This is a genomic window from Flagellimonas olearia, assembly GCF_009184425.1.
GTDB lineage: Bacteria > Bacteroidota > Bacteroidia > Flavobacteriales > Flavobacteriaceae > Flagellimonas > Flagellimonas olearia.
Map to the genome: position 1 here is coordinate 202,542 of NZ_WELG01000001.1, position 17,689 is coordinate 220,230.

Genomic DNA, 17,689 nt, shown 5'->3' on the forward strand with positions numbered 1-17,689 from the left:
TACAAGTATTTTTTTTGTCTTCCCAGTGCCTACAATCAAAAAAAGTACATCAAAATCAAAAAAAAAGCAGACCGGAGTAGGATTTTTTCGTGCTTTCCGGTCATAATATTAAATGTTCAACAGAAATGATCAATAAGTCATATTTAAAGAAGTTGCTAAAAAAATATCTCAATGGGGATATTACGGATGAGGAACAAGGATTTCTAATGGAATATTATGACTTGTTTGATGATAAGGAGATCTCCGAGCTATTATCCGATGAAGAAAGAGAGCGGGTAAAGCACAAAATGAACAAGGCCATCTGGGAAAAAATATCCACGGTTGAAAAAGGTAAAACTTTGGCCAAACGGAGATGGAGCTTGAAGATTGCCGCTGCCGTCATTGTCTTGATGATCGGTTCCTCCCTGACGCTTTATTTTTTCATGGACTTGCCCGGGCAAAAGGAGATTTTCGCATCGGAACAGCGATTGGTTGCCTTGCCCGATGGTAGTTCTGTACTCTTGAGCGCAGGGAGCGAGATAGATTATGGATCGTTTGAGGATAGCGATAAGCGAGAGGTTTATTTAAATGGAGAGGCCTTTTTTAAAGTTGAGCGGAATCCGCAAAAGCCATTTATAGTCCATACGGGCAAGATAAAGACCACGGTCCTGGGAACATCTTTTAGGATCAAGGCTTGGCCATTGGAAAAAGATATATCTGTGGATGTAAGCACTGGATTGGTGGATGTCTCCGATCAGGAAAGATCTTTCGGTGTTCTAAAACGAAACGAAGGACTTGTTTACGATAAAAACTCAGGGGAAGTTGAGATCAAGGGACATACCGATGAGTTTGATAAAAGTTGGCAGACACAAGACCTTTTCCTGGATAACATAACCATGAAAGAAGCGGCCTCGCTTATTGAAAATCGATTTCACGTAAAAATTGAGTTCAAAGATGAGGAACTCCTAACCAAACGATTTAGCACAACTTTCCTGAAAGGAGAAAGTATGGATGAATTACTTAAGATCCTATGTCATTTCAATGAAGCTGAATTTCATTTTGATGAAGAGGGCAATACGGTGATCATCAGCAAGTTGTGATGTGTTCTTTTGCTTGGTTCTAACAAAGTTTAATATGAGAAAATTTATGGGACATACTGTTTTCATTACGGAAGAATAAGGGGAAAACCCTTTTGTTCAAGATTTAAACCTTCAAACTAAGCCTTTTCAAAAGAAGGTGATTTAATTAACTAACTCTAAAAAACCGATTATGAATTTTATCAGACCTTTCGAAAATTTCCTTCGAAAAAAATCCAGAAGTTGTAGTGGATGTCCACAACGTGGTTCAACCTCGCTTGCAGTCAGCAAAGGTGTTTTAATGTATTTTATGGCGGCCTTTTTTGCAAGCAGTAATCTATTTGCCTCTGCATTTATGGAGAATCAATCGATAGATAAGACGGTAATATCCTTGGAAATCTCGGATGCCTCATTGATTAAGGTGTTTAAGGAGATTGAGAAAAAAACACCGTTTTATTTTATGTACAATAAAAATGATGTTTCCAAAATAAACCATTTGGACATTCCTTCCGGCAAGAAAACCGTAAAGGCTTACTTGGATGATATTCTTATCGATACCCGGCTTGAATACGAGCAAATGGGAAACCATATTTTGGTCAAGTTACGAACTGTTCAGGATAAGATGGTATCCGGTACCGTAACCGATATGGACGGTGTGCCAATCCCGGGGGTGAACATTCTTTTAAAAGGGTCGTCTGTTGGGGTTATCAGTGATTTTGATGGTAATTATGCTATCTCGGTTCCCAATCAGGGGGTTTTGGTTTTCTCTTATTTGGGATACTTGACCAAAGAGGTTCCGGTGGGATCTAGCGATGTGGTCAACGTTTCCATGGAAGAAGCTCTTACAAACCTTAACGAGGTGACCGTTACAGCATTTGGGGTTAAGAAATTGAAAAGGTCTGTAAGTTATAGCACGCAGTCGGTGGATATTGATGGATTGGCAGAGGCACGTGAAATTAATGTGGTCAACTCTTTGCAAGGAAAAGTGGCCGGTGTGCGCATCAATGAATCAGGAACAGGTCTTGGGGCAGAATCCCGTGTGATACTTAGGGGAAATAGATCCATTTCTGGTGACAGTCAGCCTCTGTATGTTGTTGATGGTGTTCCGATCAATGGGGGAATCAGCAGCATGAGCCCTGACAATATTGTTTCCATAAATGTGCTTAAAGGTCCTAATGCAGCAGCACTATACGGAAGCCAAGCGCAAAATGGTGTTATTATCATTGAGACCAGAAGAGGAGAGGCAGGAAAAATGAACGTAAGGGTGAACAGTACCGTTATGATGGGGAATCCTATTTTTCTTTTTGAAACTCAAAATGAATATGGACAAGGGGTGTCAGGAGTGTATAATTCAACATCCGAAGAGTCTTGGGGTCCAAGAATGGAAGGACAGCTTGTGGATTTTTGGTCTCCAGACCCAGCCACTGCCGGACAACAATATGCATTTTTACCCCAACCAGACAACTTTAAAGGAATTTTTGAAACAGCGTTCAATGTATCATCTGGAATAAACATAAGCGGGGGAAGTGAGAAAACCCAAACAGCTTTCTCTTATACCAGGACAGATGCGGAAGGCTTAATGCCCAACACCAGATTGGGAAGGCACAATTTAACGTTAAGACTCAACAATAAGTTAACGGATAAAATCTCCCTGGATGCCAAGGTAAGCTATATGAAGCAGGGCAACGACAATACCAATACCACAGGGGACAGCCAACATACCAATCCATACCGGAATATCTATAGAATGCCTCGTAATATTAGGGATGCGGATTTCAGGAACTACTTTTATGAAACAGCTGATGGGTCCAAAAAACAGAATTATTTCAACCCTGGATCTACCTCAGGTAAGAACCCATATTGGATAATGAACGAAGTGTTGAACTTTGTAGACTCCAATCGTTTGAACTTGTTACTTGCCGTAAATTTTGATATTACCGACGACCTAAACCTGATTGCTCGTACCGCGTATGATGAAAGAAATAGTTCCAACGAAACCAAAGTAAGTGAAGACACTTATGGTTCGGCCTATAATTTTGGATACTATGGTGTAAGTAAGAGCAATTCAAGTCTTTGGAATTCAGATCTTATATTGTCTTATAATAAAGATCTTTCGGAAACAATTTCCTTGGATGTACAGGCGGGGGGTATTCTTAGAAAAACTGCTGGTCTTGGAGCACTTTCAGCAAACACTACACAAAGCTTGCTGATATCCAACTTCTTTGCCCTGTCCAATACATTGTTCCCTAATGCCTCCTTCAACCCAAGTAATGAAACGGAGACACAGTCTTTGTTCTTTTCAGGAAATTTTGGTTGGAAAAGAGCCCTTTATCTAAGCGTTACCGGTCGTAACGATTGGAGCTCAACGCTACCTTCCCACAATAGATCTTATTTTTATCCTTCAGTGGGTGTTTCCGCCGTTCTTTCCGACTTGATACCATCCTTAAAAGGAGCCCTGTCGTTTGCAAAGGTGAGGGCATCATGGGCCAAGGTAGGTAACAGTGCACCACCATACATGTTAAGTAGGACGGCAAATATTTCTTCGGGTGGAAATAATGGTTTTATACAGTTGAGCGGTACACTGCCCAATGTAGACCTAAAACCGGAAACAACAGAATCAGTGGAACTGGGGCTTGACCTACGTTTCTTTAACGATCGTTTGGGACTGGATCTTACCTACTACAAGACCAATACCTTTGATCAATTGTTTTCTGTTGCATTGCCAACAGGGTCTGGTGCTTCTTCCTTTTTCACCAATGGAGGTGATGTTGAAAACAAAGGTTATGAAGCTATGTTGACCTTGGTACCGGTAAGAACCAATGATTTTAATTGGGATATAGTCACAAATTTTGCCACCAACCGTAACTGGGTGAACAGTATCTCCGATCAACGACCACGAGTGGTTGTTGGGTCTGATTCTTATGTTCGGGAGTTTGTGGTTGAACAAGGAGAAGAATTTGGAAATATATATTCAAGAGGTTGGGAAAGAGATGACCAAGGAAGGGTGATTGTTGGAAGCAATGGTGTGCCATTGATCACTTCAGGTAGAACGGTTAAGGTAGCGAACTTCAACCCGGATTGGACAGGAAGTATCGCCAATACGTTTACCTATAAAAACTTTAGTGCAAGTTTTCTTATAGAACACAGACAAGGTGGTAGTTATGTTTCCATGACCGATGCGGTACTAAATGGGGAAGGTGTTTCCAAAGAAACCCTAGAAGGAAGGGATGGAGGCCTTGTTTTTGGCCAGAACCTTTTTGCCGGCGAAACAGCTGTTTTGGAAGATGGAACTCCCAATAACATTTCCATTAGCTCACAAGATTTTTGGAGAAGCGTAGGAGGAAGGAACACCCCGGTCGGGGAAGCTTTTGTGGAAGACGCCACCAACGCTAGGTTAAGGGAAGCTACCTTGGGCTACTCATTACCTTCAAAATTGATGGAAAAATTACCTTTTAGCAATATGAAGGTCTCCCTAGTGGGACGAAACCTGTTTTTCATTACAAAAAAGGGGAATTGGGACCCTGAAGTCCTTACTGCAACGAATTCCACAGCAGCAGGTTTTCAATCGTTCGTGCCACCAACCCAAAGAAGTTTTGGTTTTAACCTTACTATAGATTTTTAAACAAACATGCTAAAAAGAATAATGATGACTTCACATAAAATATTTTACCGATTAAAAAGAGCTAGATTGTTCGTTTTAACAGTTACAATTCTAGTTGGAAGCTCTTGTACCAAGAATTTTGATGAAATCAATACTCCGAAGGATCAAATAACCATTGATCAACTGGATGTGAAAACTGTAGGTTCCGCCCTTGCCCAAGCGCAATATTCAGGAATGATGACATGGTATCAAGTATCACACAACCTATATGCAGGGGAATGGTCACAGTTCTTTACAATTATTCACCCAAATTTCCCTTCAGCAAACTTTACTGAGGTAGGATCATGGTCCGACCCCACTTTTACAGGGATTTATACCAATACGAGATGGGGTGCGGCAGGGACTCAGCTTAAATTGGTTGAGGACTTTACGGAAGAGAACAATCTTACTGTGGAGAATGCCATTGCCAAAGTATGGAAAGTACAGTTGTTCCACAGAATTACCGACTATTGGGGCCCGATCATTTATTCGCAATTTGGAAACGGAGAAACAAGCGTTGCCTATGATTCGCAAGAAGACATTTACAGAAGCTTTTTCCAGACTTTGGATGAGGTTGTGACTGTCTTTCAGAACAACGCAGGCGAAGAGGCCTTTGGGACCAACGATTTGGTATATGGTGGAAATGTGGACCAGTACCTGAAATGGGCCAACTCACTTCGTTTGCGACTCGCCATCAGAATTGCTTATGCAGACCCCTCATTGGCACAGCAAGAAGCGGAAAAGGCCATAAGCGCTCCGGGAGGGGTCATTACGGACAACGCTGATAGCGCACTGTTGGAATCCACAGTAAACAATATTAACAAACTAAGTTCCATTACCTACCATACCGAGTTTGTGGTAAGCTCAACCATGCAGAGCCTTTTGGTAGGGTACGATGACCCTCGATTGGATGTTTATATGCAACCATGCTGTGGAAGATTGCAACAGTTTGAGGGCGAAGGATATGTAGGGATGAGAAACGGGATGCCATCTTCTGATAGAGGTAGGGACCTGGAGCAAAACAATTCCTTTGTTGGTGCCAAATGGTTGCCTATTGCAGATGGCGGAACCAATGAGCCTGATAGGTTGATGGAAGCCGCTGAAGTATATTTCTTAAGAGCGGAAGGAGCATTGAGAGGTTGGAATATGGGAGGTACCGCCAAGGATCTATACGAAAGTGGTATCAGGGCATCTCTCGAAGCCCGTACCGATGCAACAAGTGATGTGATCGATGCATACGTGGTAAGCACCAATACACCTGCAAAACCACTTACCTACACAGGGGAAGCGGATCTATATGATAGCCCACCCGTATCCGATATTCCTGTATTGTATCAAGAAGCTGGAAGTTTTGAGACCAGACTGGAGCAGATTATCACGCAAAAGTGGTTGTCCCTATATCCAATGAATGACTGGGAGGCCTGGACCGAACGCAGAAGAACAGGATACCCTAGAGGATATGCCATAATTGAATCGCTTAACCCAAGGGTTTCCACTACAGAGCTTGTGAGGAGGTTGACCTTTGTTCCAAGCGAATACACCAACAACCTGGAAGAAACCGAAGCAGCTGTTTCACTGCTCGGTGGGCCGGATGAAAATGATACGCGGGTTTGGTGGGATGCAAAACCATTGTCGGATTATCCAACTCCTACCGATCCACAATAATTAATTGGACGTTGGTGATTTCTAAATTTTCATGAAAGAAATACGAAAGATAAAATCATTTAGTATTGTTTTGATTGTAGTGTGTATGTGCATGGCCAATGGTCATGTGCATGCACATTCTTTTAAAGGACATGACAGTGATATTTCGCATTTTTTTTATGGTACAGGCTCCTTGCTTACAGACCTTGATTCCCTTTGGTCAAAATCAAAGCCCAGTGAAACTCCAAGATTACGTAAAACTGAAATAGAATGGGATGCGGGCGATATTGAAAAGAACGCTCAGTTGGCCAACTTGCATTTTGATGCAAAAAGGAATGCCATAAAATTGGACAGTATACTTCTGGTTGAGGACGATGCTCCCGCAACAGGAGTCCCCGAAGGGTATAAAATGTATCAGAGCGATGGTGGGCCTGTGGCCTGGATCGAGGACCTGAAAAAAGGGATGGTCATAAAAAAAATATTAACCCTTGATGACCCATCTGCGGCTTCGGCCAGGGTAGTGTTCAAGGCAATGGAGGTAGAAGGCAACCAAGAACCCTTGCATATCTCCATCAATGGCCAAGAGATTGTACGGCAAGCTTCACGAGTGGCCTATACCAAGGCAAGACAGTACATAGATTTTATATGGGATCGATGGTATTATGTGGACCTGCCAGTTGATCAACTAAAACAAGGAGACAATGAACTCTTAATGTGGACCAATAGTGAAAGTACATCTTGGAGGATTCTTGTTGCACATGCCCAAGAATTTAAAAGGGGTTCTTTGACCCGTACCCAACACCCCAATAAATCACTAAAAAGTAAGGATGGAGGAAGAACTTGGAATGATTCCCGGCTTGGCGCATTTGATGCTATAGATGGGGAGTATTCCATTAGACTAAGCCTTGACCGCTATCAAGACTCTGGAACCTATACCTCCTCTGTCATTGATTTGGTGGATATGGACTCGCCGTTAAAACGGTTAAGCCATAATCTAAAAACATCCATATGGCCCAAACTCGAAGTGCCATCGAAAACAGAAGCAAAAGTATTTGTTCGATTTGGACTTGGCCCCGCCTCTGGAAGTAAATGGACCAACTGGGAGCACATGGTAGATGGAAAGGAATACGCATTGCAGGATATGAGATATATGCAATGGAGGGTAGAATTAAAAACGGGTGACCCTATGGTGACCCCTCGCATAAAGGGATTATCCATAAAGACGGAGTGGGAAGATCACTCTCCCAACCAAGGTACTGGGCTCAACGTGCATGTTGTCAATAATGGGGAAATCGTTTCTCCGTCCTATCCATTCTCCTATGAAAACTTAAATCACCCTGGATTAAAGAGGTATAGGGAAGTACACCAATTGGACCGGATTGTGGAAGGGGCGACTTCAGAATTCGAAATCATGATGCGCCTTTTGAATTGGGCTTATAGGGTACCCATTACCCTAGACCCCTATTCTTGGGACTGGAACGATGTAACCGTTGAAACAGCAATATCCGATTTGCCCAAGTTTGAAACGGAAAGTTCATTTGAGATGCCAAAGCTAAATGGCCCCTATTTTGAAGGAAGGCGCATGGTAGGGATGTGTCTGTATCCAAATCAAGCATTGATCGGGGCATTACTTTCCTTAGGGTATCAGGCACGTCACATAAACATTCACAGCGAAGGCATGAGCGGGCATGAAGTCATCGAAGTATGGTCCAACGAGTTCAATAAGTGGATATATATGGATGCAACAAGGGACTATTATTATTTTGATTCGGAAACCGGTGTGCCCCTTAATGGACTGGAAATCCACAACAAACTTATTGAACAGGTACCTTTTGTGGAAACCTGGGAAAGCCCTTATGTGCCCCTATTAGGGAAAAAGGTGGTCTCAAAGATAGATATTGGTATGCGCCAGGGAAACAATCCGTTTCCAATAGCGGATGGGGGAGGGGAGTATCTTTTAAAAACAATGGGACATTTTCGAATCATACCCAGAAACGATTTTTTGTCAAATCCCACACCAGTGCCCGTGCATACGGGAGCTACCTGTTGGGGATGGGACGGTTTTCTAAATTGGTATGATACCAAGTTTCCAAAGCGGGATGAGTACCAAAGATATACCAATAGACCTATTGATTTTTACCAGCCCTTGAACCAGACAAAAGTATCCCTTGTAGAGACCAAGACCCCCGGTACCGTTAAAATAGAGGCAGATACGTTTACTCCGGGCGGCTTTGATACTTTCCTGATAAGCTTAAATGGAAGTGATTGGTCATCTCAAAGTACGTTGGATCGCAGTTGGGTTCTTAAAAGTGGATTGAACGATATTAAGGTCCGAAGTAAAAACAGTAGAAATGTTTTAGGGCCAATAAGTCACCTAAAGGTGGTTTATAATCCCTAATTTATGATGGGGATAAAACTCTTGGGAAAGATTGAATGGACCAATGGTCATGAATGAAAAGAAGATGATTGTATTACAAAAAAGAGACATAGATAAGAATTGAGAATATGAATCATAAATGCTCAAAAATTTCGGAACAGTTTGAAAAATGGTTAAGCTCTAGGCTTAAAAAAGCAATGCTTTTCAACTCATCCATGATGGTACGCCATCAAGTAATTTTTATTGTGGCCATAATGGGCACATGGATACAGGCACATGCCCAATCTTCTTATGGATGGTATACGGAAGGGGACGATTATCAACCTGCTCAAAGAGTTCGGTTTACGATTACCAATCCGCTGGATATTCCCTTGGAAAACAGTCCAATTGTGATACGTCGTCAAGAACTGCCTATACAGAACATACCGGAACGATGGATCAATATTGTAGATCCCAATTTGGAATCCAGTAAAGAGCCCACCCACGAAGAGTTGATGAAAGATGGAGGATACGTCCGAAGAAAAGAGACAAATGGTCATTATTTGGATGTTCAAGTCGATGATTTGGATAAAGATGGTGTTTGGGACGAAATATTTTTCATGACAGAATTGGCCCCTAAGGAAACAAGGGAATTTTATGTGTACATCGGTGCCTATGAAAGAGGAATGACAAAACACCTTGTTCATGCCGCTATTGGTAATTATGGACGACATACGGTTCCTCTTTGGGAATCGGAATACATGGGTTGGAAATTATGGTACCCCCATGGGGTGGACCTACATGGAAAACGGGAGCCAATGCTCACCGCTTACTATGAATATGCGAACAATAAATCCGGATACTATATGCCATGGGAACTTGGTACGGATATAATGACGGTGGCAAGTACTTTTGGGTCGGGCAGTATGGGACTATTCGAGGATATGAAAGATATGGAAACCGTTTCCCGTCCCAATTATTCCCCCGCAAAGGATAAAGGACCCATAATTGATACACGATACGCTTTTGATGTGGTGTTCAATGGGCCACTAAGAAGCCAGATAAAGGTAACAACGACCAATTGGAATTCTGGACAAGGTTTTTATGAAATGGAGCAATTCTATACCGCGGTTGCCCATAAATCATGGAGTACCGTTGAGGTTAAGTATACAGAATTCCTGCCTCCGAGCAATGATGTTATGTTTGGTGCGGGTATCCGCCAAATAATGGAGGAGTATAAATCCATCAATAAAAAGGGAATCGCAATCTCGATGGGAAAAAATATAGAGGCCCGTATTCCGGACGAAGACTTGGGAGAAGAAGTGTTGGTGGTGCCTTGGCAGGGTATAGGGTTAGTGGTCAAGGATGAATACTTGCCAAAATACGTTCCTGTTGAAAAGTATGGCGGAAACCACCTTTTCGCTTTGCCGGTAACCCAAGATCTTTCTTATGAGTTCAGGATTTTTGGAGGATGGAGCTTTGGTACGGTCAACAATGATGAAAAATCGTTCGTAGGGTATGTTGAGGCTGAGGCCAAAAAGTACAATACCCCTCCAGTTATTAAAATCCATGAGTATGAAAAAAAACCTTCTTCCAAGTAATGGTTGGTTTCATTTCGTAACTGGAGTTTACAAATTAATTATAAGGAGAGCTAAGTAATGTGCTGGTCTGGGATTTGCAATCCAATATCCCATGACTCCTATTTTTCCATAAAACTGTTGAACTTTTTATGCTTTGGGGAATGCTACGGACGCCAAAGACCAAAGTTTAATCAAAAACCAATCAAAGGGTAGGGAATGCTTTTTAATTCACTTGATTTTGCAGTTTTTTTACCGGTAGTTTTTATACTCTATTGGTTTGTGGTGAACAAGAACCTTAGGAATCAAAATATATTGGTCATACTGGCCAGTTATGTCTTCTATGGTTGGTGGGATTGGAGGTTTTTGGCATTGATTCTTTTCAGTACCGTTGTTGATTTTACCATAGGACTTAAACTTAAGGGTGAACAAGACGCTTTTAAGCGAAAAGCATTCTTGTGGATAAGTATCTTGGTGAACCTTGGGTTTCTGGGATTTTTTAAATACTATAATTTCTTTCTGGATAATTTTATAACGGCTTTCTCATTCTTCGGAATGGAAATAAAACCCAATACCTTATCCATAATTTTGCCGGTTGGAATAAGTTTCTACACGTTTCAAACTTTAAGTTACACCATTGATGTTTACAAAAGAAGACTTGAGCCCACGGAAGACTTTATAGCCTTCTCGGCTTTTGTATGTTTCTTTCCACAGCTGGTGGCGGGTCCAATTGAGCGGGCAACCGAGTTGCTTCCCCAATTTTATCGCAAGCGGTCTTTTAATTATTCCAAGGCGGTCGATGGCATGCGGCAAATTTTATGGGGATTGTTCAAAAAACTGGTCATAGCGGATAATTGTGCGGAACTTGCGGACCGGATTTTCAATAATTCGGCAGATTTGAATGGTAGCACCCTACTCTTGGGAGCATTGTTCTTTACGTTTCAAATTTATGGGGATTTTTCCGGGTATTCGGACATTGCAATAGGGACTTCAAGATTGTTTGGGTTTCACCTAAAACGCAATTTTGCCTTTCCCTATTTTTCAAGGGATGTTGCGGAATTTTGGAGACGCTGGCATATCTCGCTTTCAACATGGTTTAGGGATTACCTCTATATACCGCTTGGAGGTAGTAGGGGAGGTACTTGGATGAAAGTAAGGAACACCTTCATAATTTTTATGGTCAGCGGGTTTTGGCATGGTGCAAACTGGACCTTTATTGTTTGGGGGGCAATCAACGCCATTTATTTTTTACCGCTCCTGTTGACCAATAAAAACAGGGACAACTTGGGCATAATGGCACAAGGAAGGTATTTCCCCACAGCAAAAGAATCACTGTTGATGCTTAAGACTTTTGGGTTGACTGTTTTTGCTTGGATATTTTTTAGGGCCGAGAATATCGGACATGCCTTTGACTATATTTCGGGTATTTTTTCTGACTCCCTGTTCAAGGCACCAATGTTTCTGGACGGGGAAAGATATCAATTGACCTTGATACTGGTATTGGTCTTCATGTTGCTTGAGTGGAAAGGCCGGGAAGGGGAGTACGCAATAGCGCAACTTGGGCAAGAGTGGCACAGGCCAATGAGATGGGGTTTTTATTCACTGATACTGTTTGCCATAGGGATGTTTATGCCATCAAATGAGTCCCCATTCATTTATTTCCAATTTTAGTTGCCATGCGAAGATTCATCAAGGATATTTTTATGTTCATTCCATTTGCGGGCTTGGTTTACCTTCTGGCCACTTTTCTTTGGGGGTATGGTCTTCCAATGGAATATAAACCCAATATCAACTATAAGATTGGCTCCATTGGACATATGTATTCAAGACTTTCCGAGGTTGGAAATTATAAAGATGTAGATATACTGTTTTTAGGTTCGTCCCATGCATATAGGGGATTTGATACCAGAATTTTTTCCGATCATGGGTATCAAACCTTTAATTTGGGATCAAGTTCCCAAACGCCCATTCAGACAAAAATCCTTCTGGAAAGATATCTGGATAAGTTGAACCCAAAAATGGTGATTTATGAAATGTACCCCGAAACATTTATGATCGATGGTGTGGAATCAACCCTTGACCTAATTGCTAACGACAGGATTGATAAACTTACCCTTGGGATGGTGTTAAAAATCAATAATATAAAGACCTACAACACATTGCTTTATGCTTTGGTACATAATGCGTTGAGGTTAAATGAAGCTTTTGAAGAACCCATACAAAAGGAAGGCGACATATATATCCCAGGGGGGTTCGTTGAAAAAGAAGAAGGCTACGATTTACCTGTGGAGCAATACGAAAAAAAGAAGATTATCCTTGATGAAGGCCAAGTTGCCGTTTTTTCGGATATCGTTCATGAGCTTAAAACCAGGAATATTGAAGTGATATTGGTGTATGCCCCCATACCGCATTCCAACTATGATAGATATCTGGGCAACGAGTATTATGACAGCATTATGAAGGGCTACTCTGCATACTATAATTTTAATGGGATAGAGGCTCTGACCGATTCCTTAAACTTCTATGATTCCCATCATTTAAATCAGAATGGTGTAAAACTATTCAATGACAAGTTGCTCAATGTACTGGATAATCGATAGGATGATTAAAAAAACAAATTGGTTTTCGCATCACTTTTTTAAATCCCCCAGCATATTGAATATAAAGACTGTATTGATTTAAATGGCAAAACCTTAAGGTTCATGGATAGACCTACCTTCCTAAGAGTGATATAATTTGAATTTTGCTCAATAAAATTGATAAAAGCATATGCTTATGGGGTAAAAAACTGGGTGTAACAAAAAAAAATGAAATTATAGTGTTAAAAATATTTGATTATTAAAAAAAAAGAATAAATTTAAATCGTGTACATATGTACACAGAAAGAAAAAACGATGTTTAGTAGTTGTTGAAAGCGCACATACTAGTTTTAAAAAGACCATTATGGAGAACGAAAAAGTGAACTGCGAAAGTGATAAGCTGTTATTGTTGCAAATGGAGCAAGGCAATAAAGCGGCTTTCAACAAACTATATAATAAATATTGGGATTGGGCATATTCCAGAGCATTTGCCCGCTTGGGAAACTCGAGTCAAACGGAAGATGTGGTTCAAAATGTATTTGTCAAAATATGGCTCAGGAGAGAAAATCCCATATCCAACTTTCAAGCCTATCTGCATGTGGCAATACGTAACCAAGTTTTTAAGGTCATAGCCAAAGAGAAAAAGAAGTGCCCATTCATAGACAATATTCAAAATTTTCAAGAAGCAGGATTACTGGCGGATAGAGGTATTTTATGGGAGGAGTTTCATAAGGAATATCAGTCCCATGTAGAACAGCTGCCCCCAAAGAGGCAAAAGATATTTCGTCTGCGGTTCCATGAAGACTTGACCACTAAAGAGATATCCAGCGCATTGGGGGTATCAAGGAAAACTGTTCAAAACCAATTGGGAAAGGCCATTTCCCAGTTGCGGGTTTCTTTCTCCCATCTTTTTTCATTCATTGGTTTAATTGGGTTATGGTAGTTGGCATGGCATTCCACTCCAACTTTATTTTGAAAGACTGCACGATAACCAATTAATACTCCAAGATTTTATTTCAATCATCATTAGAACAATCAGAAGCATTCCCCTGCCCATAAATTCCACAAAAAGCATGGAAAGTTTACATGGATACTATATCTTTTTAAGGATTAACCAACTCATTATTAGGGGGGAACAAGGATGGAATGTTGACAGCCAAAGGTTTTTTGATCTTATGAATGGGACTTTCAGCTCCTTTAAGGTCATTTACTAAGAGAAGCTATGCAGTTCTTGTTGTAGGACAATAAGGACAGAAGTTGAATGTAAAACAAGAGAATACGTACTCTAAAAAAAAGGTAATTGATGCCAAATACTCTAAAAAAGAAAGTGTTGATATTCCTAGGTGCCATTGGGCCTGGGCTTTTTCTTATTGGTTATAATATTGGAACAGGTAGTGTCACCACCATGGCTAAAGCTGGGGCAACGTATGGCATGACCCTATTTTGGGCCATTGTTATTTCATGCATTTTCACTTATATCCTAATGGTTGCTTATGGCAAGACTACTTTGGTTACGGGAAAAACAGCATTGTTCAATATAAAAACTGAATTGAAGGGAGGGAAGTGGTTGGCGCTTTATATTATGGCAGCCCTGATTTTGGGAGAACTATTGGCCCTGATAGGAATCATGGGGATAGTGGCGGATTTGGTGCAGGAAGGAATTCGCTTATTGACGAATGGTACAATGATAGCGAAGGAGTGGATTATTCTGGTTTTCATTTTTTTCTTGTCCATCCTATTCTGGTACGGAAAGTATAAAACATTTGAAAAGGTACTGACCATTTTTGTGATCATTATGGCACTGAGCTTTGTAGTGGTCTTTTTCATGGTGGCTCCGGATATGGGTATGATCGCCTCGGGAATGATTCCCGACATACCAGACTCGCCCGATGCATTTGGATTAGTAGCGGCAATGGCGGGAACAACATGTTCTGCGGCGGTTTTTATAATTAGGAGTACCGTTGTGCTTGAAAAGGGATGGAACATCAATAACCTTAAAGATGAAAAAAGGGATGCATTTGTATCATCTTTTATGATGCTACTTATTAGTGGATTGATTATGGCGGTTGCGGCAGGTACACTCCATACTATGGGATTAAAACTGGACAATACGCTTGAATTGATATCGCTTTTCGAACCCATTGGGGGCAAGGTTGCCGCTTTACTTTTGATATTGGGTATTACGGGAGCAGGACTTTCGACCATATTTCCAATTGTATTGATCGCCCCTTGGTTGATTTCAGATTATTCCAATAAGCCCAGGGATATCCAATCCACACCTTTTCGGGTATTGATCGTTATTGGACTTTTGTTTGCTTTTGGGTCTCTGTTCTTGGAACATAGTCCTACCATATTAATGGTCTTTTCCATGGCTTTCCAAGCCGCAATATTGCCTGCGGTTGCCATTCCTGTTTTTCTGTTGTTGAACAAAAAAGGCATCATGTCAACCAAATACTTGGCGTCACTGCCCATGAATATTGGACTCATCATCGTAATCGCTTTTTCTTTAGTGACCACATACTTTGCCATAAAAGGATTTTTTTAAGTCCAATTCATGAAAGATACTGGGGAATATTGTCAAAATAAAAACATAGAAGATGTCAGAAAACAGAAGAGAATTTATTCAGAAACTAGGAATGGCTTCTATTGTTGCCGGAAGTGGACTGTATGCAACAAATTCGATGGGTGGAGAGAAAAAAGTCAGCCAAGGGACGGTTATGTCCAATACAGGAAAGGTTAAGCTATATAATGGAAATATCATAACCCCTTACAGAACTATAGCAAATGGGACCATTGTCATTGAAGATGGAATAATCAAACAGGTAGGGTCGGCCAATGTTGAAGTTCCAGGAGCTTTGGAAATAGATGCAAAGGGCTTGACCATTTCCCCGGGCTTTATAGACCTCCACGTACATGGGGGAGGTGGTCATTCATTTTTGGATGGTTCGGTAAATGCCTTTTTAAAAGCGGCGGAATTACATGCCATGCATGGAACAACATCGATGTATCCAACAGCATTGTCCGGAGACAAGGAAGAGTTGTACAAGAATCTGGGGGTTTATGAGAGGGCAAATAAGGAAAACACTATGGGGGCCCAATTTTTAGGTGTGTTTTTGGAAGGACCATATTACTCAATGGAGCAAAAGGGCGCCCAAAACCCAAAGTACATTAGAAATGCAGATCCAGAAGAGTACAAAGAGATACTATCCCGTTCACCCATGATCAAACGATGGGATTCCGCACCTGAAAGGGAAGGTGGAATAGAATTCATCAGATATTTGAAATCAAAAGGAGTACTGCCATCAATGGGGCATACATCCGCTGTTTATGAAGATGTTTTGCAAGCATTTGAAAATGGATGTACCCTGGCCACACACCTATACTCCGGAATGACCGGGGTAATACGCAAGCATTCTTTCCGCTTTGCGGGTGGGGTGGAAAGCGCCTTTCTTATTGATGAAATGAATGTTGAGGTAATTGCGGACGGAAAGCACCTCCCACCTTCTTTGTTAAAGTTAATATACCGTACCAAAGGTCCAGATAGGATTGCACTTGTCACGGATTCCATACGTGCCGCCGGAATGCCAGATGGCGAAGAGAGTATTTTGGGAAGTCTTGAAAACGGCATAAAGGTTATTGTGGAAGATGGGGTTGCCAAATTACCCGATAGAACTTCTTTTGCGGGCAGCGTGGCAACCACGGACAGGTTGGTGCGCAACATGGTGAATTTGGCCGGAGCACCATTATGCGATGCGGTTAGAATGGCCAGTATAACACCGGCCAATATTATGGGAGTTTCAGATACTAAGGGATCCCTAGTTCCCGGAAAGGATGCAGATATCGTGATTTTCAATGATAATGTGGAAATAGCCAAGACCATTGTCAAGGGTCGGGTGGTATATGACAAGGAAAAATAAATCACGTTTAAAAAATAGTGAACATAAAAATTAAAGGACAATAGAATTATGGAGAAAAAAACAATTTCAAAAGACAAGTTGAAAGTCAATATTTACAAAACTAGGTCACTCATGGGGGCAGACGCAGCAGAAGTGATTAGCAGTAAGATCCAATCTTTATTGAAAGAGAAGGATCAAGTGAATATTGTTTTCGCCGCAGCACCGTCTCAGAATGAATTTTTAACCTCCCTTGCAGATAAAAATGTGGATTGGAGTAGGATAAATGCATTTCATATGGATGAATACATCGGTGTGGACAAAAGTGCACCACAATTGTTTGGAAACTACCTAAAGGGGGCTCTTTTTGATAAGGTGCCATTTAAGAGTGTCCATTATATGAATGGAGATGAAAATAAGCAAGAACAGGAGTGTGCCAGATATACGGAACTATTGGAAAAGCATCCTACTGATATTGTTATACTGGGAGTGGGAGAGAATACCCATCTTGCATTCAATGACCCGCACGTAGCCGATTTCAATGATCCTAAAGTTGTAAAGATTGTAGACCTGGATGAAAAAAACAGACAGCAACAAGTAGATCCAGAGGATGAAATATGCTTTGATAAAATAGAAGAAGTTCCTACACATGCCATTACATTGACCATTCCGGCACTGTTCAAAGCTACTTATGCCTACGCCATTGCCCCTGGACCTAATAAAGCCGAGGCCATTGGACATACCATAAATGACCCTATACAGGAGAATTACCCCTCCACAATATTGAGGAAACACCCCCATGCAGAGTTGTTCATAGACGAAGCAAGCGCTGCTATGTTATAACCAACGTTGTTTTTAATACCAATGGTTTCTTGTGTTGGGTATCATTCCCAGAGGATCGTTGATTCCAGAAACCAACCAAATGAACCCATTTTTTATGTGTTC

At 41.2% G+C, this 17,689-nt stretch carries 11 protein-coding genes; all 11 read left to right on the forward strand.

Translation table 11 applies throughout. The features are described 5' to 3' along the window. Positions 1 to 125 precede the first annotated feature (125 nt). The 11 genes from F8C76_RS00845 (at position 126) to F8C76_RS00895 (ending at position 17,587) form a co-directional block, all read left to right on the forward strand. Positions 126 to 1,079 (forward strand): FecR family protein, encoded by a 954-nt coding sequence (locus F8C76_RS00845; protein WP_152130049.1) that lies wholly within the window; start codon positions 126 to 128, stop codon positions 1,077 to 1,079. Between the two features lie 286 nt (positions 1,080 to 1,365). Then, positions 1,366 to 4,677, forward strand: coding sequence for a SusC/RagA family TonB-linked outer membrane protein (locus F8C76_RS00850; protein ID WP_211372087.1), 3,312 nt, complete (start codon positions 1,366 to 1,368; stop codon positions 4,675 to 4,677). Between the two features lie 21 nt (positions 4,678 to 4,698). After that, positions 4,699 to 6,360 (forward strand): SusD/RagB family nutrient-binding outer membrane lipoprotein, encoded by a 1,662-nt coding sequence (locus F8C76_RS00855; RefSeq protein WP_211372088.1) that lies wholly within the window; start codon positions 4,699 to 4,701, stop codon positions 6,358 to 6,360. A gap of 31 nt (positions 6,361 to 6,391) precedes the next feature. Next, entirely contained in the window at positions 6,392 to 8,737 is a 2,346-nt protein-coding gene (locus F8C76_RS00860; protein ID WP_152130050.1) for a hypothetical protein, read from the forward strand. 176 nt (positions 8,738 to 8,913) lie between these two features. Beyond that, positions 8,914 to 10,296 (forward strand): DUF4861 family protein, encoded by a 1,383-nt coding sequence (locus F8C76_RS00865; RefSeq protein ID WP_211372089.1) that lies wholly within the window; start codon positions 8,914 to 8,916, stop codon positions 10,294 to 10,296. Positions 10,297 to 10,491: 195 nt separating this feature from the next. After that, a complete protein-coding gene (locus F8C76_RS00870; protein WP_152130052.1) occupies positions 10,492 to 11,943 on the forward strand; it encodes an MBOAT family O-acyltransferase in 1,452 nt (483 codons plus the stop codon). A 5-nt stretch (positions 11,944 to 11,948) separates the two neighbouring features. Continuing rightward, the gene (locus F8C76_RS00875; protein ID WP_152130053.1) at positions 11,949 to 12,872 is read left to right on the forward strand and encodes a hypothetical protein; all 924 of its coding nucleotides are present in this window, start codon (positions 11,949 to 11,951) and stop codon (positions 12,870 to 12,872) included. Positions 12,873 to 13,215: 343 nt separating this feature from the next. After that, complete coding sequence (locus F8C76_RS00880) at positions 13,216 to 13,794, forward strand: RNA polymerase sigma factor (protein ID WP_129653163.1); 579 nt, start codon at positions 13,216 to 13,218, stop codon at positions 13,792 to 13,794. Between the two features lie 360 nt (positions 13,795 to 14,154). After that, positions 14,155 to 15,396: an Nramp family divalent metal transporter gene (locus tag F8C76_RS00885; protein ID WP_152130054.1), complete on the forward strand. Its 1,242-nt coding sequence runs from the start codon at positions 14,155 to 14,157 to the stop codon at positions 15,394 to 15,396. 52 nt (positions 15,397 to 15,448) lie between these two features. Continuing rightward, a complete protein-coding gene (gene nagA / locus F8C76_RS00890; RefSeq protein ID WP_249042331.1) occupies positions 15,449 to 16,768 on the forward strand; it encodes an N-acetylglucosamine-6-phosphate deacetylase in 1,320 nt (439 codons plus the stop codon). 111 nt (positions 16,769 to 16,879) lie between these two features. Continuing rightward, positions 16,880 to 17,587: a 6-phosphogluconolactonase gene (locus tag F8C76_RS00895; protein WP_211372090.1), complete on the forward strand. Its 708-nt coding sequence runs from the start codon at positions 16,880 to 16,882 to the stop codon at positions 17,585 to 17,587. Positions 17,588 to 17,689: the final 102 nt, after the last annotated feature.